This window comes from Pseudoalteromonas sp. SCSIO 43210, from assembly GCF_054133285.1.
On the sequence record NZ_CP087225.1, the window covers coordinates 2,431,897 to 2,457,008 of the forward strand.

14 protein-coding genes are annotated in these 25,112 nt (G+C 39.6%); 10 read left to right on the forward strand and 4 right to left on the reverse strand.

From position 1 onward, the window contains the following. Nucleotides 1-122: 122 nt before the first annotated feature. A complete protein-coding gene (locus LOS73_RS10470) occupies nt 123-3,086 on the reverse strand; it encodes a TonB-dependent receptor (protein ID WP_008139139.1) in 2,964 nt (987 codons plus the stop codon). A 512-nt stretch (nt 3,087-3,598) separates the two neighbouring features. Here LOS73_RS10470 and LOS73_RS10475 point away from each other — a divergent pair. Beyond that, nucleotides 3,599-4,462 carry an alpha/beta fold hydrolase gene (locus LOS73_RS10475; RefSeq protein WP_457934938.1) on the forward strand — a complete coding sequence of 288 codons (864 nt, stop codon included), beginning with the start codon at nt 3,599-3,601 and terminating at the stop codon, nt 4,460-4,462. Nucleotides 4,463-4,475: 13 nt separating this feature from the next. Here the strand turns inward: LOS73_RS10475 and LOS73_RS10480 are convergent, their stop codons facing one another. Both LOS73_RS10480 and LOS73_RS10485 read right to left on the reverse strand, forming a co-directional pair. Further along, nucleotides 4,476-5,429, reverse strand: coding sequence for a dihydrodipicolinate synthase family protein (locus tag LOS73_RS10480; protein WP_033028323.1), 954 nt, complete (start codon nt 5,427-5,429; stop codon nt 4,476-4,478). Nucleotides 5,430-5,481: 52 nt separating this feature from the next. After that, on the reverse strand, nt 5,482-6,654 hold the full coding sequence (locus tag LOS73_RS10485) for a phytanoyl-CoA dioxygenase family protein (RefSeq protein WP_457934939.1): 1,173 nt from the start codon (nt 6,652-6,654) through the stop codon (nt 5,482-5,484). A gap of 95 nt (nt 6,655-6,749) precedes the next feature. Between LOS73_RS10485 and LOS73_RS10490 the strand changes: the two genes are divergently transcribed. After that, nucleotides 6,750-7,412, forward strand: a complete 663-nt coding sequence (locus tag LOS73_RS10490; RefSeq protein ID WP_033028321.1) for a TetR/AcrR family transcriptional regulator — start codon at nt 6,750-6,752, stop codon at nt 7,410-7,412. 57 nt (nt 7,413-7,469) lie between these two features. On the opposite strand, the gene LOS73_RS10495 is transcribed toward LOS73_RS10490, so the two are convergent. Further along, nucleotides 7,470-7,859 (reverse strand): DUF2750 domain-containing protein, encoded by a 390-nt coding sequence (locus tag LOS73_RS10495; protein WP_024595957.1) that lies wholly within the window; start codon nt 7,857-7,859, stop codon nt 7,470-7,472. 224 nt (nt 7,860-8,083) lie between these two features. Here LOS73_RS10495 and LOS73_RS10500 point away from each other — a divergent pair, with 224 nt between their 5' ends. The 8 genes from LOS73_RS10500 to LOS73_RS10535 all read left to right on the forward strand — a co-directional run bounded on the left by LOS73_RS10500 (nt 8,084) and on the right by LOS73_RS10535 (nt 24,723). Beyond that, nucleotides 8,084-9,127 carry an alkene reductase gene (locus LOS73_RS10500; protein ID WP_457934940.1) on the forward strand — a complete coding sequence of 348 codons (1,044 nt, stop codon included), beginning with the start codon at nt 8,084-8,086 and terminating at the stop codon, nt 9,125-9,127. Nucleotides 9,128-9,329: 202 nt separating this feature from the next. Next, nucleotides 9,330-11,699 carry a TonB-dependent receptor domain-containing protein gene (locus tag LOS73_RS10505; RefSeq protein ID WP_039490117.1) on the forward strand — a complete coding sequence of 790 codons (2,370 nt, stop codon included), beginning with the start codon at nt 9,330-9,332 and terminating at the stop codon, nt 11,697-11,699. Nucleotides 11,700-11,772: 73 nt separating this feature from the next. Continuing rightward, nucleotides 11,773-12,900, forward strand: a complete 1,128-nt coding sequence (locus tag LOS73_RS10510; RefSeq protein WP_039490115.1) for an alkaline phosphatase family protein — start codon at nt 11,773-11,775, stop codon at nt 12,898-12,900. Beyond that, nucleotides 12,897-13,958, forward strand: a complete 1,062-nt coding sequence (locus LOS73_RS10515) for an alkaline phosphatase D family protein (RefSeq protein WP_457934941.1) — start codon at nt 12,897-12,899, stop codon at nt 13,956-13,958. The genes LOS73_RS10510 and LOS73_RS10515 overlap by 4 nt, the downstream gene beginning before the upstream one ends. Before the next feature lie 160 nt (nt 13,959-14,118). Beyond that, nucleotides 14,119-17,418, forward strand: coding sequence for an exodeoxyribonuclease V subunit gamma (gene recC / locus LOS73_RS10520; protein WP_457934942.1), 3,300 nt, complete (start codon nt 14,119-14,121; stop codon nt 17,416-17,418). Next, complete coding sequence (recB, locus tag LOS73_RS10525) at nt 17,405-20,968, forward strand: exodeoxyribonuclease V subunit beta (protein WP_457934943.1); 3,564 nt, start codon at nt 17,405-17,407, stop codon at nt 20,966-20,968. Before recC ends, recB begins: the two co-directional genes overlap by 14 nt. Continuing rightward, nucleotides 20,965-23,013 carry an exodeoxyribonuclease V subunit alpha gene (gene recD, locus LOS73_RS10530; protein ID WP_033028313.1) on the forward strand — a complete coding sequence of 683 codons (2,049 nt, stop codon included), beginning with the start codon at nt 20,965-20,967 and terminating at the stop codon, nt 23,011-23,013. The genes recB and recD overlap by 4 nt, the downstream gene beginning before the upstream one ends. Nucleotides 23,014-23,397: 384 nt before the next feature. Continuing rightward, a complete protein-coding gene (locus LOS73_RS10535; protein ID WP_033028312.1) occupies nt 23,398-24,723 on the forward strand; it encodes a methyl-accepting chemotaxis protein in 1,326 nt (441 codons plus the stop codon). Nucleotides 24,724-25,112: the final 389 nt, after the last annotated feature.

Consider the following 25,112-nt stretch of genomic DNA (forward strand, 5'->3'; position numbering starts at 1 on the left):
GATGAACTTTTTAGCGTCTGTGTTGGCAGTGTGTGATGCACACGTAGAGTGTGCTAATTTTTAGTTTTGTGTATTTAATCTGTACTCTGGTTAAGAGATTTATTATTTAGAGTTCAGATTATTTAGTAGAATTTATAATTCATACCAAGTTGAAAGGTTCGTCCATAGTTCTCACGCTGATACAGGACAGCACCACCAGATAGCTCATTACCTGCGAAATAGCGAAGATCAGATTGATCGGTTATGTTAATTGCATCAAAGTAAGCGCTTAGGTTTTTGCTAAAGTCATACTTGAGTTTAAAATCTACGGTAGTAATTGCGTCTTGATATATATCCGCCCATTTTTTACATTCGTGGGGATCAGATATATTTGCAGAAGCAGGGCAAGCACCAACTTCTTCAAGGATTTTTGAACGGTAATTACTGATTAAACGAAGTGACAAATCGTCATCTTCCCAACCGAAAGAGATGTTAGCAGTAATATCTGCTTGTCCAGGTAGTGGCATTTTATCTACACGTATAGAATCGTCTAGCGTTGCTTCACTGCTTACTACCGTCATATTACTTTGCCAAAACAAACCATTTTCAAAAAATTGATTAAAGCTCAATTCCATACCATATACATTGGCAGTGTCACCATTGAGTGTGATATCTACTTGATTTAGTTGTAAGTCTTGTAAAATTGCAAACTCAGAAACTTGATTAACGGGCAATGTTAAAGGCAATTCATCCAAGCGCATTTGAATACCTGAAACATCAACGATAAAATTATCAATATCCTTATAAAAAACAGCAAGTTCCATAAAGAGTTCTTTTGAAGGATACCAACCAATTGATGCATCGAAGTTAGTTGAGCTCATTGCAACTAAGTTTGGATTACCTACTTGTAATGCGTTATCAGGGCCTAAAACATAGTTTTGTAAATCAAGTGCGCTTTGGCCATCCTGCGAGTTAAAACAGTCATCGGTGGCTGGATCACACAAGCTAATGTCATTATCAAATTTCGCATAACCACGTGCTTGTTTAAACGAAGGTCGGGTATAACTAGTCCAAAGTGATGAACGTACTAATACCGTATCAGATGGCTCATACCGTATATGCATACTCGGAAAATATTCACTGTAAGTGATACTACTTTCGGGAAGGGGGACAGCTAGATCGAGTGTGTTTATACCATCGAACTTCCAATCATCATTCTCAAGTGACATAAAACCAGTGGATGAGAATTCAGTGTGCGCATAGCGTACCCCAGTGATTACTTTTAAGTTATCCGCTAGACGTAGCTCAGTCATTACGTAGGCGGCATAAGTATCTTCGTTTAATGTATAATCTTCTTTAGTACTATCAATTGACGTTTCACCACCGGTGGCACTTTCGCGCGTAATTGATGTTGCATCAACCATGTACTCCATTTGCGAGCGAGATACAAACGGATAAGAGAAATCACTATTATTAGGTATTGCGTAGTCATAGTTAGTTATATTAGAGTTCGCAACAGTAATACAAGTTTCATCCCCATTGCAGTCACTATCATCAATGCTATAACTCCAGCGATCTTTGTTGTTATAGTGCTCGCGTTCATTATAGGTACCACCAAACTTGATATAATTTATATACTCCGAGTCAAACTGTTTGGTTAAATCTAATTTTAAGCTACTAATTTCGTCAGTACGAGTGCTGTCCTCCATAAACAAGTTATCGTATTCCATGTTGGAAAGATTGCTTAAATCTCCATCAGCTTCACCGTTGAATACATCGCCTTCGTCACTTAATGCAAACCCGCCTAACTCAGCGGCTTCTGCGGGAGTAAGTACACGTGCCACAATACTGTTTTTAGACGCTTTGCCGTAGACAATATTTTCTCTTTCACGAAATTGCACACGACGGTCACCTACAGACTCATCATCTGTTTTTGAATATGCATACTCATAATTTATTTTCCAGTCATCACCTACGTAATTTTCACCCCCAATACTCATATTAATAGTGGTTTTTTCGCCTTCTTGAACAAAATATTGGTTCATTACATCAATGTCAGACAGTGCAAATTCTTTAGTTTCTGAATTTACATAAATAACTTCGTCATCTTGGTCGCCATTATAAAAATTATAGAATTCACGTAGTGCTATATCTTCATCTGTATAGTTTGAGTAATTGGCACGTAAATAGTAGAAACCAGAGTCTGTTGGTTTAAATTCGATATTAACCGTTGCGGTAGTTCTTTCCCTATTTGCTATTTCACGGCGGTTTTCTAATTGCGCAGGAGCTAAAATTTCAGGTGCGCTTTCAATGTCTTCCGCAGTTAGGCCTATTCCACCTTTTAAAAAATTTAAATCACGGGTACTGTGATGCCTATTTTCATCCACTTGTGTTTTACGATCTTCGTAAGATAAGGCAAACCCAATACCAATGGTGTCATCAAGAAACAATTGAGTCCCATCAATACTAAATTTAGGAGAGTGTTTTTCGCGCAGCTCATTGTAAGCGTCTTGAATTTTTATTTTTAGGGTATTCTCACCTCGATCATAAGCAGAGATCGATTTAACATTTACAGCACCACCAATTGAATTTAGGTTCATGTCAGGAGTCAGTGTTTTAAAAACTTCAATGGAACCAAGAGAATCACTCGTTATACCGTCCAAACCTACTTTTCGGTCATCTCCTGCGCCAGATAACTCAGCACCGTTCATATTTATTGCTACAAACTTAGGTCCTAAACCACGAACAGCTACGTATTTCCCTTCTCCTTCACTTCTTTCCAGTGTTACACCTGGCATTCTTCTTAATGACTCTGCTACATTTTGATCAACAAAGTTGCCCATGTCATCAGTTGCAATAACTGAACTAAATGCATTACTGTCTCGCTCAAGTGCACGTGCTTTTAAATCAGCTTGGTAAATACCGGTAACACTAATAATTTCAATATCATCTTCTGGTGTTTGAGGTTTACCTTCTTGTTTCGATAATGCACTAGAGATCGGCTTTTCTTTATTGTTAAGCTCATCAGCGGTTGAAGAGCTTTGCCCATAAGAGGGAAGGGCTAATAATAATGCAGCTGCTATTGTGCTGAGTCTCATGCTTTTCATGATTTTTCCTTTATATAAGAGCGTTGTGTGTAACAAAAATGATACTTAGATGCCTGTTGCCACCGGTGGCATTTGTGTTTTATGACGTTAACACTTCATTAATAAATATGTCAATCGTTTAATATTCGGGCAGTTGATTTGTGACTACGTAGTTGAATATAGTTATAAAGTATTATTTGAAGTTTTAGTATGTGTTATTTAAGGCGCTGTAATCGTGGTTTGTTCATACTTTTAGATGTGTTCTAATTAAAAAAGAAAATAAATCAGCTTGGGTCGTTAATCTACTTATTTAAAAATTTATTATAAATACGAAAAGAGTATAAGGTTTTGTGCTAATAAACTTTTTATAGTTAAAAAAAGCGACTGACTGTTTAGTTAGCCGCTTTTTAAATTTATTTAGGAGCTGTTGATTTTTTCGGATTAAAATTTTTCCTAAATATCAATTTTATTACCTCTTCATATCACTCTTATGATAGAACTACACAAATAAATAATAAAAATTAAGCTAATACATGGTTTCCCTACAGCAGTGGCAGTCTCAGGGTTCATTTACCCAAATTAATGGTCATCAAATATTTACAAAAGTAGCCGGCGATGTAACAAAACCTGCGCTGCTTTTAATACATGGCTTTCCAAGTGCTAGTTGGGACTGGGAAGGTATGTGGCAAGCGCTTAGTGAACATTATTTTGTAATTACACTCGATATGCTAGGTTTTGGTTTGTCAGATAAACCTAAAAATGCAGGCTATAAAATTACTGAACAAGCCGACTTATATACTCAATTTTTAAAAACGTTAAATATTAATGATATACATATTTTAGCTCATGACTATGGCGATACTGTGGCTCAAGAGTTATTAGCAAAGCAAGTAGTTAGCCAAAGTGACTTTAAAATAAACAGTGTCTGCTTTTTAAATGGTGGACTGTTTCCTGAAGTGCATAAACCCTTATTTATACAAAAATTATTATTATCTAAGTTTGGTTGGCTAGTGCCAAAATTAATGAATAAACAAAAATTTGCCAATAATTTAGTGACTATTTTTAGTAAAAGTACACGGCCTTCAAAACAAGTGGTAGACACACTTTGGGAGTTGCTAATTTATAAAGATGGTTTAGCCGTTATGCCTAAACTTATCAGTTATATAAAGCAGAGGCAGCAAAACAGAGAGCGTTGGGTTGGTGCCATCATAAATAGCAATATACCACTTACGTTTATAGCAGGCGCAGAAGATCCCATCTCTGGTAAGCACATGATTGAACATTATAAAAAGCTGGTCCCCAATGCGCGCGTACAAGAGTTTGTAGAGCTTGGGCATTATCCGCAAGTAGAAAATCCAGATGCAATTACGCAGGCTTACTTGGCATTTAGAAATTAACTATTAGTACAATTTAGATTTTTATAGAAGCTAAAATTTTAGCTATTTTTTCTTTTGATTCATAACTGATAGGCGCTAAAGGGCTTCTTACCGTTGCGTGTATTGGTAATCCCAAAAGGCTGAGTGCTTCTTTAATATTTGCATGAGGGCTGGTTACTGACTTTATTAGTGGTTTAGGACTACGAATTAAAATATTAAGCAGTGAGTTTTGCACACTTACTGAAATATTCAAATTATTAGCAATCGGTAATACAGATTTTAATACTGTACGATGTTTATTTATCTCTTTAGTGTTATTTAGATTTAAATCTTCAAAAAATGCAGCAGCCTGCATGGGTAAAATAGTTGCTATAGGACAAATTGCACCCGCAGCACCATGGGCAGCTATATGTTCGTACACCAAAGTTAATCCGCTAAAGTAACGAGTATCAGGCAATTTATTTAAAACGGTGCGCGCTGTTGCTAGATGTAATGAGCTATCTTTAATACCTATAATATTTTTAATACTTAGCAGTTTTATTAATTGTTGGTTTGAAAAATAATGCCCTGTAATCTGAGGGAAATAATAAAAAAGGATAGGTGAAGTTGAATGCTGCGCTATGTTCTTAATCGCTTTTAAGTAGTTTTCAAAGCTTGATTTATAGTAAGGAGTTAATAACAGTAATATATAACTCGAGTAATCTTTATAAGCAGTAATTTTTTCAATTGCTTGCGCGCTACTGTATGCGTTTACGCCTATGATAAGTGGCTTTTTATTTTGCACTTTATTGTAAGTGTACTGAACAATTTTAAGTTGTTCTTGATCAGAAAAATAAGGGAGTTCACCACCACTACCTAAAATTGTTAAGCCGTGTATATCTGTATCTAGGTAATAACCTAAACATTTATCAAACCCTTTAAAATCGATACTCTCATCTTCTAAAAGGGGAGTGTGGATCACTGGGTATATTCCATTTTTTATAGTCATATTGATATCCAACTAAATATTAGCTCCTAAAATTATTAGGAGCTAAGTGATTTTATATACTTAAATCAAGTAAGTTATAATCTTTAATCTCTTGTTTTGCCAGATCATCCCAATCAAAGGTTTTATTGGCTTCAGCAAAAGGTTGATATTGATAAGGTGTTTCGTCAGGGAAGTGCTGTTTTCTAGCATCTATTGCATAGCCAAGTACTTTTGATCTCTGCTCAATAAGTGACTCATCGTAAACTTTAGCTTCACAGTGCATTCCAGAGCCCATGACACCTAATACAGATGAACGTTTATGGAACCCAAAGTTAATAGTAACGCGAGGCTCAAATCCAGAGTTAGCGAATGAACCATGCAAAAGCTGTCTATTACAAATAACAACATCACCGGGATTACAAATTAAAGGCACCATTCCAATTAAGCGCTCACTGCCTGCTTCGGCAACCATTTTTTTAATATCAACCCTACCAACCTTATGACTTTTAGGTAAAACCCACACACCATTTACAGCAGTACTGCCAAAAACTTGCGCCATAAAGTTAAAGCCGTGTATGTCTTGATCAAAATTTCCATTTTCCCAATGAGTATCACCATCTTGGTGCCATGAAACGGCAGCGCCTACGCCAGGATCTTTAATAAAAAGACATTCATGAAATGGTGCAAAATCTTTACCATTTATTGCCTCGGCCACTTTTAATAATTGAGGGTGCGCGTACGTTCTTAAGCATGACTCAGAAAACTGCAGTGAGCCAAGCAATACAAAAGGCGAAAACGCAGGCAGATCGTCAGCAGCTTCAGGTTCAAATAATTTTACTTGGTGTCGGCCATTAGCGATTGCGGTTCCGCCAAGTGGATCTCCAAGTGATTTTGACCAAATTAAATTAGGTGCTTGATTATCAGCACCTAACGCTGGTTTTCCATCTGCGGTTGTTTTTCCATACGGTTCTAAAGGGAAGGTTTTTTTTAATTGGGCTAGTTCTATTTCTATCTCGGCGAGCTCTTTTTTATCAATTACGTTTTCGAATATATAAAAGCCGTATTCTTGGTATTGGCTTTTAATGTTTTGTGCTAAATCACCATATTCATCAAACTCAATAGGGCCTCTATTATTCATAGCTAAAGCATTTTTTTCGCCATTAAGTAAATATTCTCGCATTTCATTGGCATTTTCACCGTAATGTGAGGCGCATGCATCAATCGATCTTGTTATACTTTTAGTCATAATGTGTCCTTAACGTATTTCACAGTTTTTATCGCAAGTAAAACTTAACCTACAATAAAAACTGTGGTCAAGCTGTTTTTCTATGGAGAAAATAAATGGAGCAACTAAATATCGCTCGGGGTAATAAAAAAAGACAAGAAAACAAAGAGTTGAGAAAGGTTGATATACTAAAGCATGCCCGAAATCTTATTGCCTCTAAAGGCTTTGATGCGTTTACATTAAGCGAATTAGCCACTGTTGCAGGTGTTTCAATACCAACTATTCATAATTTATTTGGTAAAAAGCATGATATCTTCAAAGTGCTGGTCGAAGAAATGGTCATTCGCATTGAAAAAGTTATACTACAGCCCGACATGACAAACCCAATAGAAGCCGCTATTGCGTTTATAGATAACTTACTCGAATTATTTAAAAAAGATGAAGCGTTTTACCGAGCTGCGTTTGTTGCTGGTGAGCGTAGTAATTTATTTGAACATAAACAACCGACAGGCATTTTTAGTCAATCGCTAAAAATAGCAGAGCAGCTATGTATTTCAGCTAAAGAAAAAGGCTTTTTGAATGGTCTTGTTGATAGTAAATGGTTAGCAAAGCAGCTGTTTGGTTGTCAGCGACTAGCTCGCCAAGATTGGGTTAACGGGTATATTGATTTACAGCAGTACAAAAACCAAGTGCTGATAGGTATGTTTATTACTTTTAGTGCTGATGCAACAGATGAGTATAAAGTTGAATTGTTAAATAAAATTGATTCACTGACATAAACGTATAAAAATGCGGCCTACTTTACAGTGGCCGCGTTTTAAATTTAGTAATTAGGTTTAATATTTTTTCTTCGGTGCTCTTAATTGTTTTTCAAACTCATCTGAAAACAATATCGTGCCGTCGTCTTCCTCAGTAGGAAAGGCAGCAATAAGTAAATCATCCTCTTCAAGGCCTGGTGTCCAGCGACTAAACCAGTCTGCAAGTGGAATTGCTTTAGCGCTGCAGCCAGCCCATTCGCCAGTTGCCCATGCTTCTGCAAATTCACGAGTTGGCCAAACTGGCACGCAGTCGTCATCTTCGTTGGCAAGCATAACGCAGCCATCATCGTCGTTTAAAATCCATACTTGTTTAAATTGTTGTACGGTTTCGAACATATAGGCTAGGCGTTTTTTTGCCCCAAGCCCTAAAATTACTGCTTGTTCTTCGCTTAAATTTGGCGTTGTCATAATTAGCTCACTCTTAATTACTATATCTAAATTATATGCACACAAGTATATCGAGTTATATGACAGAGTGTTGAAAAGTTGCTATTTAATTTCAGCAATGCAGATCTAATTTGTATATTGAACAGTATAAGTCACAACTAATTTGAGCGATCATTCAAAATAAGCTTGAATGTTTGTAAAAAGGCCACATTGTAGTAAGCATATACTTAATGAAGGATTGAAAAATGACTACTGATCTACTTGCTCCGTTTAAACTAAATAATACGATTGAGCTTAAAAATCGCGTACTTATGGCACCATTAACGCGTTGTATGGCTGACGATAACTTAGTGCCAACACAAGATATGGTTGAATATTATGCTCGCCGTGCCGAAACCGGTTTAATTATTAGCGAAGCAACTATTATTCGTCCAGATGCGCAAGGTTACCCAAATACACCGGGTTTATTTACCAGTGAGCAAATTCAAGGTTGGAAAAAAGTAACAGACGCAGTGCACGCTAATGGCGGCAAAATGTTTGCACAGCTTTGGCATGTTGGCCGTGTTGCACATCCTCACTTTTTTGATGGCGATGTACTGGCACCATCGGCAATTGGCGTTGAAGGCTCTGTACCTCGTATGCGTGAGCTTACATACATCACACCAAAAGCAGCGACTATAGATGACATTAAGGGCCTTGTAGCTGATTACGCAAAAGCGGCAGAAAATGCGATTAAAGCGGGTTTTGATGGGGTAGAAATTCACGGTGCTAACGGGTATTTGATTGACCAGTTTTTACATTACGCTGCAAATACACGCAACGACGAATACGGTCAAACGCCTGAAAATATGTCGCGTTTTGCACTAGAAGTAACCGATGCAGTTATCGCCGCTGTAGGTAATGAGCGTACTGCTTTACGTGTTACACCGGGTGCTTATTTTAATATGAGCGAAGATAACCGTGATAAAGCGGTATTTGATTACTTATTACCAGAGCTTGAGAAGAGAGATTTAGCATACTTACACGGTGGTATTTTTGACGACAGTACAACGTTTGAATCGCTTGAAGGTAAAACAACGTCTGAATTTTTACGTGCAGGCTACAAAGGTACATTAGTAGGCGTAGGCAGCTATAGTTTTGAGTCAGCAAAAGAGGCAATTAACGATGCTAAGTTTGATTTAATCGCTATTGGTCGCCCACTTATCGCAAACCCAGATTACATTAGCAAAATTGCAAACGGTGAAGAGTTAGTACCTTACAGCGATGAAATGCTAGCTGAATTGAAATAAATTACTATTTGTAATAAGTTCTAGAAAATAATTAAGGCACCCAAAGCTAAACCTTTGGGCGTCTTTTTTTGTACATATTCCCGCCATAAATCTTCCATATTTGTTTAACCTTTATGTAAATAAAGTTCATCCTCGTTGTCATATTTAAAATTCATACTGTCCGCGTTTTCATATTTCATAATTAAAACTAAACGGGACAACAATGTACGCTTTAAAAAACAAATCGCTATTGAGCATGGCAGTTGCCATGGCTGTATCAACATCTACTTATGCTAACGACAGCACCATAGAAGAAGTAACCGTTGTAGCTAAACCAACGAGCTACGCTAACAATGTTATTGAGCCTGCAATGCTTGAGCAGCAAAGTTCGGTATCGAGTATATTATCGGTTATTGATAACTTACCAGGTATTAGCATAAACGAAGGTGATGCATTTGGTGGCGACGATTGGTCTACTACAATCACTATGCGTGGTTTTAGTATTGATGGAAACCAACAACAATTAGGTATGACCGTTGATGGCATTCCCAATGGTGGCTCTAATTACGGCGGTGGTGCTAAAGCTAACCGTTACTTGGAGAGTGAAAATTTAGCAACAGTAGAAGTAGGTCAAGGTACCTCTGATATTAAGTCGGCTTCACTTGAAGCACTAGGCGGGACATTTAACTTTGTAAGTAAAGACCCAAGCCTTGAAAAAGGCACTACCTTTGCTTATACATCAGGCAGTCACGATGCCACGCGTTATTATATTAAACACGAAACAGGCACTGTTTTTAATAACACACAAGCGTACGTAAGTTACTCGCAAACAGATACAAGCCGCTGGATTGGTTCAGGCAGTAATGGGGGCAAAGACAACCAACACGCTGAGCTTAAGTTTGTATCTAATTTTGACGATTTAACGCTCACTGGTCGTTTATCTTACGATGATGTAAGCGAGACAAACTATAACAGCGTAAGCCTTGAGCAGTTTGAACAAACACCCGATTGGGATCAGCTAACATGGAATTGGACGGGAGTTCCGCACTTTGACCAAATGTTTGCAGAAGGTTGGGGAACGCTTCGTGAAAATACCTTAGGCTATTTAAAATTTGAATACGCGATTTCAGCAACTTCATTATTAACTGTTAGCCCTTATTATCATAAAAATTCAGGTCGCGGCGATTGGATCCCACCTTATTTAACAACGCCGGTTGATGAAAATGGCGACCCAACAACCGAGGGTGGCACTAATGCAGGCTCTTATGGTTTTGCTGATAGTGAAGGCAACCCGCTTGCACCCAATGCCGATTGTACGCAAAGTTTGAGCTGGCCATGGGAGTCGGGTCCTGGTTTAAATCCTGCGTGTTACGATGCAACAGCAACGCCGGTTATGTCTTACCGCCATACGCATTACAACAAAGATCGTTTAGGTGTAACGGCAAATTACCAAGCTACATTTGGTGATCACGATATAGAAGCGGGCTTTTGGTATGAGCAAAGCGAGCGTGACGAGTCGCGTGATTGGCACAAAGTAATTGACGCGCGTATTTATCATCACTTTGATAGCACGCCTTACTGGACACAATACAAAAACACTTTTGATACCGATACATTCAAATGGTACTTACAAGACTCGATTAATTTTGGTGACTTAACATTAAATATTGGTGCAAAACAGTATTTAGTTGAATTACAAAAATACGACCACTTTGCTAACGAAAGATCAGATAAAGTAGATAGCGACTCAGACGTGTTATTTAGTGGTGGTGTATTGTATCAGCTAAATAACAGCACAGAATTATTTGCTAGTTACAGCGAGAATTTTTCAGCAATAAAAGACGGTGTACTTGAGCGAGATAGCTCAACACTTACAAACATAGAGCCAGAAACTGCCGACAACATCGACTTTGGTGTACGTTACCAAGCCGACAGATTAACCCTTACAGCAACGGCTTACAGTGTTAAGTTTGATAACCGCATTACCTTTATTGCCCCTGGTAGTGGCACAGATGGGATTGATTACACCATTGGTACAAATGGCTCGTACGTAAATGTAGGGGGTATTGACTCAAATGGGCTTGAGCTTGCAGCAAGCTATATGTTAACACCAAGCTGGAGCGTGTACTCGTCGTATACTAATAGCAGTTCTGAGTATTCGTCGGATGATCCAAATGCATACGATTCACAGGGTGTAATATTAAGAGATGAAAGTGGTAATGAGGTAGCACCGAGCTTTAGAAAAGGCGACAGCATAATCGATTCATCAGAAGATTTATTTGTGGTATCTACCGATTACTTTAGCGATGGCTTTCGTGTTGGTTTATCGGCTAAATACACCGGTGAGCGCTTAGGTGCATGGCAAGACGAAGACACTCGCACGCGTAATAAAGTAGACGGCTACACCGTACTTGATTTTAATGCAGGTTATTCAACTGACGTAGATGCAGGTCCGTTTAAAGCCATTGACGTATCGTTTGTTGTTTATAACGTTACTGACAAAAGCTACTTAGCAGGTGGTACTGGTAACGGCGCTACTTATTACATTGGTGCGCCTCGCACTGCAGCAGTTACATTTACCGCTGACTTTTAATTAAGTTTTAGTAATTGAATTAAAATAAAGCCCATCATTGATGGGCTTTATTATATGAAAGGGCGCAAACGCGATGAAAACAATTATAAAAGTAACACTATTTAGCTTAAGTGTATTAGCGAGTAACTTTGCAACAGCAGCGCAAAATGTAGTGCTGGTAACGCTTGATGGAGTACGCTGGCAAGAAGTATTTTATGGGGCTGATAATAGCTTAATTAATAATACTGATTTTGTTAAAAAGCCAGAGCAATTAAAGACCCAGTTTTGGGCAAAAACAGCAAATGAGCGCCAGCAATTACTAATGCCTTTTTTAACGCAAGTAGTGGCTAAAAAAGGGATTATTATTGGCGATAGAGCTAACGGCTCTACTATGTCGGTAAGTAACCCGTGGTATTTTTCATACCCTGGTTATAACGAAATACTCACCGGTGAAGTTGACGAAAATATAAATAGTAATAACAAAGTGCTCAACCCAAATAAAACTATTTTAGAGCGTTTAGATAAGTTACCTGAGTTTAAAGATAGCACAGCCTTATTTGGTAGTTGGGATGTGTTCCCATACATTGTAAATACTAAGCGCAGTAACGTGTATGTAAATGCAGGTTTTATGTCAATTGAAGAGAATTTATTCACAGATGCGCCACTATTAAATGCGCTACAAAACGAAATCCCCAGTCCTTGGTATAACGTACGACTAGACAGTTTTACATACCGCTTTGCTAAAGCGTATATGTTGGCTAAAAAGCCTAAGTTGTTAGTGATAAGCTTAGGCGAAACCGATGACTTTGCGCATGATGGTCATTACGATCAATACCTTAAATCGGCAAGGCAAAGTGACGCGTTTATAAAAGACTTATGGGCAACCATTCAAACTACAGCGGGTTATAAAAATAACACCACACTAATTATTACTACTGATCACGGCCGTGGCAATAATGCCAACGATTGGCAACATCACAGCTCTAAACGTGCACTTGCTGAGCTAGAGTTAGGTGAAAATACCTACCCAGAAGGAATTATCGGCTCTGAACATATTTGGCTTGCAGCCATTGGCCCCGCAATAAAAGGTAGTGGCTTAATTAAAACCAAAAATGAGCTTAAACAAGCGCAAATAGCGGCGACCGTTTTAAAGGCGCTTGGGCAGAATCCAAATGAAATAAATTCAAATATGGCGCCTGCTATTAGCGAGATTTTAAAATGAAGAACCTATTAAAACCATTAACCCTAACTGCCTTGGCGTTGAGTTTGGTTATTAGCGCGAGTGTTACTGCCGCGCCATCTAAAATCCTATTTGGTTCGTGTGGGCATCAAGATAAAAAGATACCCATATTTAATGCAATTAACAAAGAGAAAGGCGATTTGTTTATATTTTTGGGTGACAATATCTACGGCGATACCAACGATATGGATGTACTTGCCGATAAGTACCAACGTTTAGGGGCAAAGCCTGGTTTTAAAACGTTAAAAGCGCAAACGCCTATCATTGCTATGTGGGATGACCACGATTATGGCCAAAACGATGCAGGTAGAGAGTATCCGCATAAAGAGCAATCACGCCAAATTATGCTTAATTTTTGGGATGAACCTGTAAACTCAGCGCGTCGCACTCGCCCTGATGGAATTTATACCTCGTACATGTATGGTGAAAATGAGCAAACCATACAAGTAATAATGCCTGATTTACGTTGGAATCGTGATGCGCTAAACCATGTAGGTGAGCTTGAATACTACACTAAACGTAAGTTAAATAACCAAGGCCCGTATAGTCCCAGTGAAGTGAAGGGTGCATCCATGTTAGGTGAAGCCCAGTGGCAATGGCTTGAACAAGAGCTTAAAAAGCCTGCTGCAATTAAATTGATTGCCTCAAGCTTACAGCTTTTACCCGATTTTACAGGTTGGGAGTCATGGGCAAACTTTCCTGAAGATAGAAACCGTTTATTTGCATTGATTAAAAAGCATAAAGTAAATGGGGTCGTGATCATCAGCGGCGATACGCACTGGGGTGAAATATCAAAGTATCAGCAAAACCTTGATTACCCATTGATTGAGATGACCAGCTCTGGCTTAACTGAAAAATGGAAAGACGTAAGCCCTAACAAGCACCGAGTAGGGAATTTTACTCATAACGTAAATTACGGTGATTTAAGCATAGACTGGCAGCAAACTGATCCCACTATTTCACTTAAATTAAAAGGCATTGATGGCCAAGTAATAATGCAAAGTGACTTTAGTTTATCAAGTATTAGCCCTTATAAATAACATTATTCTATAAACAAAAACGCACAGTGATCAAAATTAATGCTGTGCGTTTAAATTACTTGCTAACTCTCTGATTTATTAATATCAATTACCTGTTTGCGCTACCCCTAATATTGAAAATATCTTACACTGGTTTTATCTCAAGCAAGGTCAGTGTTATATGCTAAATATTATTCAATCAAACCGGATGGAAGCCCTGCAAGCGCAGTTCCACCAGCTGTTAAAAGTAAACCCATTGCAAAGCCCGTTCGATAAAGAAGTAGTGCTAGTGCAATCGCCGGGTATGTCGCAGTGGTTAAAAATAGGTTTGAGCGAAAATTTAGGGGTTGCAGCGCAGGTAGATTTTCCGCTGCCGTCGAGCTTTATTTGGCAGTTGTATCAGCAATTACTGCCAAATGTCCCTAAAGAGTCGGCATTTAATAAGCCCAACCTTGCTTGGAAACTGTTTGCAATTTTACCAACCTGCATTGATGAACCGCTTTATTTGCCGCTAAAAACCTATTTAGAGGGCGATATTGACGGGCAAAAAACCTTTGCGCTGTGCGAAAAAATAGCCGATGTGTACGACCAATATTTAATGTACCGACCGCACTGGATAGCCACATGGGATAGCGGCAAAGATGAGCTTGATGACGTAGATGTAGCCATTGCCCCATGGCAACCTGATTTATGGCGACGCATTGTAAAGCTAAGCCAAGAACTTGGGCAAAGCCAATTTCATCGCGCTAACATGCAAGGGCAATTACTTGCAGCACTTGAGACCATGGACAATAGCTTACTGCCACAACGCATTAGTTTATTTGGTATATCGGCGATTGCCAGCTCCCAGCTTGAGGTGTTTGAAGCGCTGAGTAAAAAAACTGAGGTTATATTATTCTTTTTTAACCCGAGTGAGCATTACTGGGGCGATATTATTGATGAAAAAACAGCAGCTAAAATAAGCGCTAAATACGCCAAAATGCCGCTGGTGGAAGCGCAACAAAAAAAACACACCAACCCAGATGAAGAATACTACTTTATAGGTAATCCGTTGTTATCGTCGTGGGGTAAATTAGGTCGCGACTATTTTGAACAACTTGTACAGCTAGATGCCCGTTGGATTGATGGCTTTATTGATGTGTTTGACGACACCTTACTAGGGCAAGTACAAAGCGAGATTTATCAGCTTGCGTTTAAAGGCGAATCACTGACCGATAACAAAGAGTGGTTTATAAACGACGAAGGTAAGTTACCAATCAGTGCAAACGACACCAGCATTACGCTCAGCGATTGCCATACACCGCTCAGAGAAGTTGAGCGCTTGCACGACTACTTACTTAACTTATTTAATCAAAACCCAACGCTTACTCCCAAAGACATAATTGTCATGATGCCCGATGTAGGTACTTACAGCCCCTACATTGAAGCCGTATTTGGCGGGGCACAAGGCAGCCGCTTTATTCCTTATGCATTGGCCGATTTAGCCATAGAGCAAGAAAAGCCCGTACTTAGCTCATTTGCGAGTTTAGCTAACTTACCGTTTTCGCGCTTTGGTGTGTCGGATATTCTCGATTTATTACAAGTGACGCAAATAGCCGAAAAGTTTGGGCTTGAAGCACACGAATACGAGCAAATTCAATACTGGCTTGAACGTGTAGGGGTAAAATGGGGTATAAACGCAGCGCATAAAAGCAGCTTTGATTTACCCGCTATCGATTTAAATACCTGGCAACATGGGCTCAACCGTTTACTGCTTGGTATAGTCATGCGCAACGAACAATGCCCGTTTAACGGTATTTACAGCGCTGATGAAGTAGAAGGCATGGCGCTTGATACACTCAACAAGCTCGTGCATTTTATTGATGTACTGCAAAGCTTTAAAGAGCAGCTAACGCCGGATGACACGCTCACTAATAAAGCGCATATTTTAAGCGAGCTATTAAACGCTATATACGAAAGTGAAAGCGACGACAGCTGGGATTTATTAGTACTTCAAAACGTGCTCGAAGAGTTACAAAAACACCATGACAACGGCGATTACAGTAAAGCGGTTTCGCAGCGTATTGTTAGTTATTTAGTTAAACAAGGCATTCAAGAAAAAGGCGTAGGGCAGCGGTTTTTAGTTGGGCAAGTAAACTTTTGTACGCTTATGCCCATGCGCGCCGTACCATTTAAAGTGGTATGCATGCTGGGGTTAAACGATGCCGACTACCCGCGTAACGTACAGCCCATTGGTTTTGACTTAGTGCCTTACTCTAAAAAGCAAAAAGGTGACCGATCACGTAAATTAGATGACCGCTACTTATTTTTAGAAGCACTACTGAGTGCCCGCGACAACTTATACATGAGTTACATTGGTCGCTCGTGTTTTGATAACCAACCGCGCATGCCATCAACCCTTGTAAGCGAGCTGTTAGAATATATTGGGCGTAGTTTTGTATTAAGCGAAAAGAGTGAAAAAACGCTGCCCGCATGTCTAATTAATCAACAGCATTTACAGCCCTTTAATAGCCATTACTATTTAGCCGATGAGCAAGCAAATACTGTACTGAGCAACCACAGTTACAATCCAATTTGGCTGCCAAGTGAGTCAATAAAACCACAGCCGGTTATTGCGCTTGATGTGATTGTGCCAGATCAGCTAGATCTCGATGTGTTTATTAGAAGCGTGTGCAGCGCACAAGAGAGCTTTTATCAACAAACATTAGGTTTGCGCCTGCCACAATTTAACGAAGTAGCAAAAGACGAAGAACCCTTTAGTTTAGATGCGCTGCGCCGTTATTTTTACCTTGATGAAATACTCGAAGCAAACATAAACGAGCAACCACTGAGTACCGAGCAAATACTGCAGCGAGGTGAGTTACCTCAAGCCAATGTAGGCAGCCTCATATTTGAGAGTATGGAGCACCGAGTTGATGCGCTTGCAGGGCAAGTAAAAGAGCAGATTAAAGGCGGAAAAAGTGAGCCGATAGAAGTTTTGCTTACCATTGAAGGCACTAAAATAGAGGGCTGGCTCAATCATGTGTATTTGCAAAAACAAGTGTTTTACCGCAGTGCGAGTATTAAAGCGAAAGATTTAATTAAAGGCTTTATTTATCACCTCGCAGCGCAAAGTATGGATCAACAAGTAGAAACATTGTTACTTGGGCTTGATAAGCAAATTACCTTTGCGCCAATTAATAAAGCTGATGCCGATGCATTGTTACTTGATTGGTTTGAGTTATACAAAGCGCTGCGCGCGGAGCCTGTGCCGTTTTTTCCGGTAAGTGGTTATGAATACGTTAAAAGCGGCGGCGATATAACAAAAGCAATGAGCAAATTTAGCCCGCAATACATAGGGCGAGGCGAGGGCGAAAATCCGTATATTCGCTTAACGGTGCAATCGCTAAACGACTGCCAAGAAGAATTTATAAAATGGAGTGATAAATTGCTCACGCCTTTATTTGAACACGCAAAGGAGAGTGACCATGCAAGCGCTTAATCCTCTTACTATGCCGCTCATTGGTCAAAGTTTAATAGAAGCCAGTGCGGGTACTGGTAAAACTTATACCATTACAGGGCTGTATTTACGTTACTTACTAGGTATGCAAATAGAAGGTGAGTTAAATACGCCGCTCAGTGTTGAGCAAATTTTGGTTGTAACCTTTACCGACGCCGCCACCCAAGAAATTAAAGACCGCGTACGCAGCCGAATTATTGCTGCACGCGACGCACTGCTTGGGCAAGACCCAAATGACGAACTTATTGAAGGCGTAATTGCCAAAATTGATGATAAGCACCGCGCGTTTGATTTGCTCGATGCAGCTGCTAAATCAATGGACGAAGCCGCTATTTTTACTATTCATGGCTTTTGTCAGCGGATGCTAAAGCAACATGCGTTTGAGTCGGGTGTGGCGTTTAATCTCGAATTTATTTTAGATGAGCGCGACATATTACTCGAAACTATTAAAGATTTTTGGCGGGCATTTGTATACCCACTTAATAAAGAACGCACCGATGCTATTTTAGATGTATTTGCCGCACCAGAGGCTTTATTCGCTCAAGTGGCGAGCATTTTAAACAAAGCTAATGCGCACATTACGCCACAAATAAATTTAGATGATGTATGGAAAGCCCGTGACGAGTACATAACACGTGTACCTGCATTTAAAAAAGCGGTGTTAGAGCAAGAGTTTATCGGTGCTATTAAAAGCTCGGGTTTAAGCGGGTCTAAAACGCCAGCACGAAAAGGCAGCCTTGGTGCGCTTGAGGCATTTTGTTTAGGCGGCGATTTGTTTTTTGAATTTGGCACTAACAAGTATTCGTTTGAAGTGTGGAGTACAGAAAACCTAAGCGATGCAGGCAATTATAAAAAAAATCAGCCATTATTTGTGCATCCATTACTGAGTCAGTTTGACGAGCTTGCCGCACTTAATAACACCATAAACCAAGGGCTCAAAATAGCGGTTGTACAACATGCAGCACGCTGGGTAAAAGCCGCAATAGTTAAGCGCAAGCAAGAGCAAAGCGTGATCACCCCAGATGACTTATTGACCAATTTACACAGTGCGCTTAATAACGAGCAAGGCGACGTACTGGCGCAAAAAATTGCGCAGTTGTTTCCGGTTGCCATGATTGATGAATTCCAAGATACCGATCCGATTCAGTACGGTATTTTTAGTAAAATTTATGGGCAAAAAAATACCACGCTTGCCATGATAGGCGACCCCAAACAGGCTATTTATGGCTTTAGGGGCGCAGATATTTTTACGTATATTGGCGCAAAAGAGGCAGTACAGACTGATCAGCAATTTACGCTGGGTACTAACTTTCGCTCAAGCACCGATATAGTAAATAGCGTTAATAGTTTATTTGGCAAACACGCTAACAGCTTTATTTATAACGACGCTATACCGTTTAACGCAGTAGCTGCTAAAGGTAAAAAAGCGGAAGACTCTTTTTTAATTGATGGCAAACCCGCGACCGCATTCGAATTTAATGTATTTGTGGATGAAGCCGCAGACGAAAAAAACAAACCAACCAATAAAGGTATAGGGCAAGCGCATTTAGCCACTCACTTTGCTAATAAAATAGTCACCCTGCTTGAAAAAGCAAAACAAGGGGATGCGTGTATTGGCAGTACCCCTGTAAGCGCTGCCGATATTTGTATATTAGTGCGCGACCGTGTTGAAGCGCAAATAATGAAAAAAGCGCTAGATGATGCCAAAATAGCCAGCGTGTATTTATCGCGAGAAAGCGTTTTTAGCCAAGAGCTTAGCCATCACCTACTTAACTTTTTAACAGCGCTGCATGGTCAATATGACGAGTCATTGCTGCGCGGTGTTTTAGCAGGTCCGCTATTTTGTTTAAGTTATAACGAAATACATGCACTCGCTGATGATGAAAATAAATGGCAAGACTACTTAAACTTTTTTGCACAACTTAGCCACATTTGGAACAAGCAAGGCGCTATGGCCATGCTTGAGCGCTTAATGAGCCACAACCAGCTTAGCGCTAAATGGCAAGGGTTAGGGTATAACGTAGAGCGTTGGCTGACAGACTTTAGGCACTTGGGCGAAATACTTCAGCAAAAACAAATAGAGCTTGAAGGTACGCTGCGTTTGCTGCGCTGGTTTGCACAAAAGATAAGCCAACAAGATGGTGAAACAGTACAGGTACGCCTAGAAAGTGACGCCAACTTAGTTAAAATTGTCACTATGCATGCTTCAAAAGGGCTTGAATACCCTCTGGTATTTATGCCGTTTGCCAGTGGCTATCGCGAAACAAAAGAAGCGCTTTATCATAATAATGGCAAGCTAATTTACGATTTAAGTAAAGACGAAGATGCCCTTCAAAAAGCAGAGCAAGAGCGCCTTGCTGAAGATTTACGCCTGCTGTATGTAGCACTTACTCGCGCTGTGCATTTTTGTGCGCTTGGTGTTTATAACATAGGGCAAGGACAAAGTAGCCGCTTGGCTATGCAAAGTAGTGCACTTGGGCATGTTTTATTTGCAGGGCTTGAACTTGCCAGTAGCCAAACATGGCGCACGCATTTAAGTGAGTTTTGCGACGCTAACAGCGCGATGAGCTATCAGCAGTTTACCTCACAAACGTTATTAGAGCAGGGAACACTTTGTTTTAATAACAGTGAAAGTGCGCAGCAAACGTTAAGTGTTAATAAAGTAACGGCAAATATTGAGCGTAACTGGCGAGCAACCAGCTTTAGTGCGTTGAGCTTTAAAAAGCACAGCGACCAATTAGCCCCAGGGCGAAGTGATGAAGATCACGAAAAAGACGAGTTTGCAGTGCAAGAGGACGAACTACCATCACCTTATAGTTTTCCTAAAGGGGCAAAGCCTGGTAGTTGTTTACACGAAATATTTGAACAAATAGATTTTACTAGCCCAATAGTTCACCCAACTAATACTGAGCAAAACTTATCTGAGGTAGTTAAGCGCAGCCTTGAAAAGTACCACATAGGTGAGCAATGGCGAGAAGTGGCTGAAAAATGGGTGCTTGATGTTCTTGCGTGTCCCCTAGATAACAGCCTTCTTTCATTGGGTGTGCTTACACCCAATGATTGCCTAGTCGAAATGGAGTTTAATTTACCCCTTGAGAGCTTAAGTGCACCTAGGCTAAACGAAATGCTAATTAAACATTTTGGTTTTGCACAAAGTAAGCTTGAATTTTCGCAAGTAAAGGGCTTGTTAAAAGGCTTTGTCGATTTAATATTTTGCTACCAAGGCAAATATTATATTTTAGATTATAAGTCTAATTATTTAGGTAGCACGCCAGCGGATTACGAGAGCGACATGCTTGAGCAAGCGATGAGCAGTCATCAGTATCATTTACAGTATTTAATCTACACGGTAGCGCTGCATCGTTTATTAAAACAACGTATAGCTGATTACTCGGTAGAAACCCATTTAGGCGGCGTGTATTACACGTTTTTACGTGGGATGCCCGCAGGGCAAGGCGTGTACTTTAAAAAGCTAACTGAAGAACAAGTGATTATTTTAGATGGCTTATTTAGCCAAGGAGCCATGCTATGAGCGATTTAAATGAGCAACCTGGCTTGTTTGACGATATAGACGAGACACTTAATAATGAAGCCGTAGAGCCTCTTACTTCAAAAAATGTAGCACAAGATGCTTCATTAGAGGACATTGTGTTAAATAATACGATTATCGAAGTCCCGTTACTTGAATATTTATTAGCGCAAAATCGACTACGTGTGGTTGATGTTAAACTCGCAGAATTACTGTGTGCTAATGACATTGAGCAAACTCATAATGAGCTGTTTTATATTATTTTATTACTTTGCTTATCGCAGCAAAGTCAGCATAGCTGCCTAACTTTAAATGAGGTTGATTGGAATAATCCTTTTAACTTGCGCAATAGTGACTTTAATAAACTCGATGGCAATGTACCCAGTACGCTAAGCCCGTTTGGTGATGACTTTAACGTACACACAGCGCTTAGTTATTTACAAAGCCATGAAAGCGTAGGCGAAAATAAACCACTGCAACTGTTTAACGAGCGACTTTATTTTGCGCGCCTTGCCGGTTATGAGCAAACACTCGCGGATAGATTACTAAGTATGAGCGAGCGAAAGCTCAATATTAACAATGAAGTATTGGCTGAACTTTTAAATACCTATTTTCCTGCAGATTCTGCAATTGAAACTGATTGGCAAAAAGTGGCATGTGCGATTGCCGCCACCAAAGGCTTTAGCGTGATCACGGGTGGTCCTGGGACAGGTAAAACTACCACAGTGACTAAGTTACTGGCTATTTTACAGTCACTTTATAAAACCGCGCCGCTTAGCATTAAGCTGGTGGCACCGACTGGTAAAGCCGCTGCACGTTTAAGTGAGTCTATTTTGGGCGCTAAAAATATGCTCACAACGATTCCTGATGATATAAAAACGCTGATACCGCAAAGCGCCCAAACTATTCATCGCTTATTAGGCGTAAAACCGTTTACTAATAAATTCAGACATAACAAAAGCAATCCGTTGCATTTAGATGTACTAATTATTGATGAAGCCAGTATGGTCGATTTATCGCTGATGGCTAAATTAATAGAAGCACTTCCTGCGCACGCGCGATTAATACTCCTAGGTGATAAAGATCAGCTTGCCTCGGTAGATACCGGCAGCGTAATGAGCGATTTATGCCAAGGTTTAATACTTGAGCAAACGCCAAGCTACTCGCAAGCACGTTGTGATGAGCTAAATAGCTTATGTTTTAATAATGAGCCTAAGCTCGTAGCGCAAAGCGTGAGTGAATTTAAACTCGCAGATTGCGTTGCCTTTTTACAGCACAGTTATCGATTTGATGCACAAAGCGGCATTGGTCAACTCGCACTTGCGGTAAACACCAATAACACCGGTATTTTAAATTACGTTGAGCAAGAAAGTACTGAAGGGCGTTTTAACGATGTAATTTTAGATTACGACTTTGTAGCAAAACCGATTGAAAAGCTTGTTAAAAGTGCAGCAAGTCATTATGCAAAATACCTTAACTTAATTGCCCAAGGTGCAGATGTTGCACAGGTGCATGCTGCTTTTGCTAGTTATCAGCTTTTAGCTGCGGTACGAGAGGGCGATTACGGCGTGCATAGCTTAAATCAGCGAATAGAGCGCGTATTGCAACAGCAAGGTTTAATAACAGTTAGCCCTAATACTCACCACTATACGGGTATGCCTATTATGGTGAGCCAAAACGATTACCAGCTTAAGTTATTTAACGGTGATATTGGTATTTTAATGCCTGATGAAAGTAATCAACTCAAAGCCATATTTATTGATGAGCAAGGTAATCAACGAGCATTTTCACCTGCACGACTCCCTGCGCACGATAAAGTATACGTAATGACTATTCATAAATCACAAGGCTCAGAGTTTAGTTACACCGCTATGGTATTGCCACCGCTAAAACAAGCGCGTATGGGTATTAACCGGCAATTGGTGTATACGGGGATAACCCGCGCTAAAAATAAGTTTGAACTGGTGGCTGACAAAAAAGTACTGCAACTTGCAATGAATAAGAGCGTATCAAGAGCATCTGGTTTATATGAAAGGTTACAATTTTAAGCTTAGTTTGTATTTTTGATTAATAATTTAGCTTCAAACTACTTGTTATTTATCGCGTTATTATAAATGTCTTCTATACTAAAATTAATTTTATATTGAATGTATTCGGGCGTGTTGATCTTTGGTGGGTGAATTTGCAGCAGTGTGTTTGGTTTTTAGGCAAGGCAGAGCCTATGTAGTGTGGTATTCCCCATAAATAGGCGATAACGTAGTATAAATACCAAACATACGCTGCCCTTTGGGTTCTTTCTAGGGACGATTAACTCTTTGTTGCTCGGTTTTTACTTAGCCCACTAGGTTACAAACCTCGCGCCGTGATTTAATCGCCCCTAGATTGAACAAATTTCAATCCACAAAGGTCAACACGCCCTAGTAAGGATATTAATGTTTTTTTCTAAAAATAAGCAAAATGAAATAGCCTCTTTAAAAGCAGAACTCTATCCGTTACGACAAGTGTGGGAAGGGCTTTACCGAGAGATGTTAGTACTAAACATTCTTTATGATGGTAGAATTTCGCACGCTAATGATAGGTTTTTAGAAAACTTAGGCTACAACGAAGACGATCTTACTAATAACTCTTTTGATGATTTTATTACTGAGTCGTCTCGTCAATCTTCAGAATTTAAAAGCCTACAGCAAGCTATAAAAAAAGAAGGACATTGGGGAGGTGCATTACAAATTGCGCGCGGTGATGGTAAAGCTGAATGGTTACGTTTAATAGTACACCCAGTAAAAGGTGAGCAAGACCAGCTGCTCTATTTTTCTATATTCGGGAGTGTACTTACAAAAACAATTACAGCTTCTCGCGAGCAAAGCGACACTATTAAAGCAATATATCGCTCTATGGCTGTAATCGAATTTGATTTAGAAGGACATGTTTTAAAAGCTAATGATCAATTTTTGGTAGCTATGGGCTATAAAGAAAGTGAAATTATAGGCAAGCACCACCGTACATTTTGTGAGGGATCAGAAGCAAACTCTCAAGAGTACTTGCAATTTTGGACTAAGTTGCGGGAAGGAAAATTTATTGCGGAACGTTTTAAGCGCGTAGATAAACATGGCAATATTGTATGGTTAGAAGCGTCATACAATCCAATCTCAAATGATGCAAATGAACTTTATAAAGTAATGAAATTCGCGACAGTTATTACAGAGCAAGTAAATCAAGAAATAGCAATATCACAAGCGGCCGAAATTGCTCATGGCACCTCAACCCAAACCGATAAAAAAGCAGAGCAAGGTGCGCTTGTTATACAAGATACAGTCGCTGTTATGACTGAGTTGGCCGTTAACATGGAGCAAGCTGCTAGTGAAATATCAGCGCTCGATCAGCAGTCACAACAAATTGCGAGCATTGTACAAAGTATCAGCAGTATTGCCGAACAAACAAATTTATTAGCGTTGAATGCCGCAATTGAAGCAGCTAGGGCTGGAGAGCAAGGTCGAGGTTTTGCTGTTGTTGCAGACGAAGTAAGGTTGCTTGCATCGCGTACCTCAAAAGCAACAGAAGAAATTGTTGAAGTTGTGCAGCGTAATCAATCACAGACACAAAATACGGTGGCTGTAATCGAGAAAGGTAAAGAGAAAGCAGAGCAAGGTTTAGCATTATCTAAAGAGTCAGGTGATGTGATGCAGGAAATTCAGCAAGGTGCGCAAGAAGTTGTGAATGCTATAGGGCAATTTACTAATGAACTTAAAGCCAATGGTTAGCCTAATTGTCTCCTCATTTTAAAGCCGGCCTTCCTAAAGCACTTAAACATTAAAGGTTTAAATGCTTTAGAAAAACTTAGCCACATTTGCATTCATAAACACGAAGCTAACCGAATTAGTTTAATTTTAATACTCCTCAGTGTAATCTTTTAAATCAGTCCAATAATTTCAAATTTAACAATTATCGTTTTGTTAACCCATTAATAAATGTGAAATAAATTATTTTCCAACACAAATGATAATAAAATGTTGCATTTTAGTGGTTTGTTCCTAATACTGTTGAATGCCTGAGCTGACAAGCTCAAGTACATTGAACATGAATACCTTAAATATAAATAACCTGAGCTTTAGATAGTAAATCTATCTCAAACTGCTACTTCAGCGCCAAC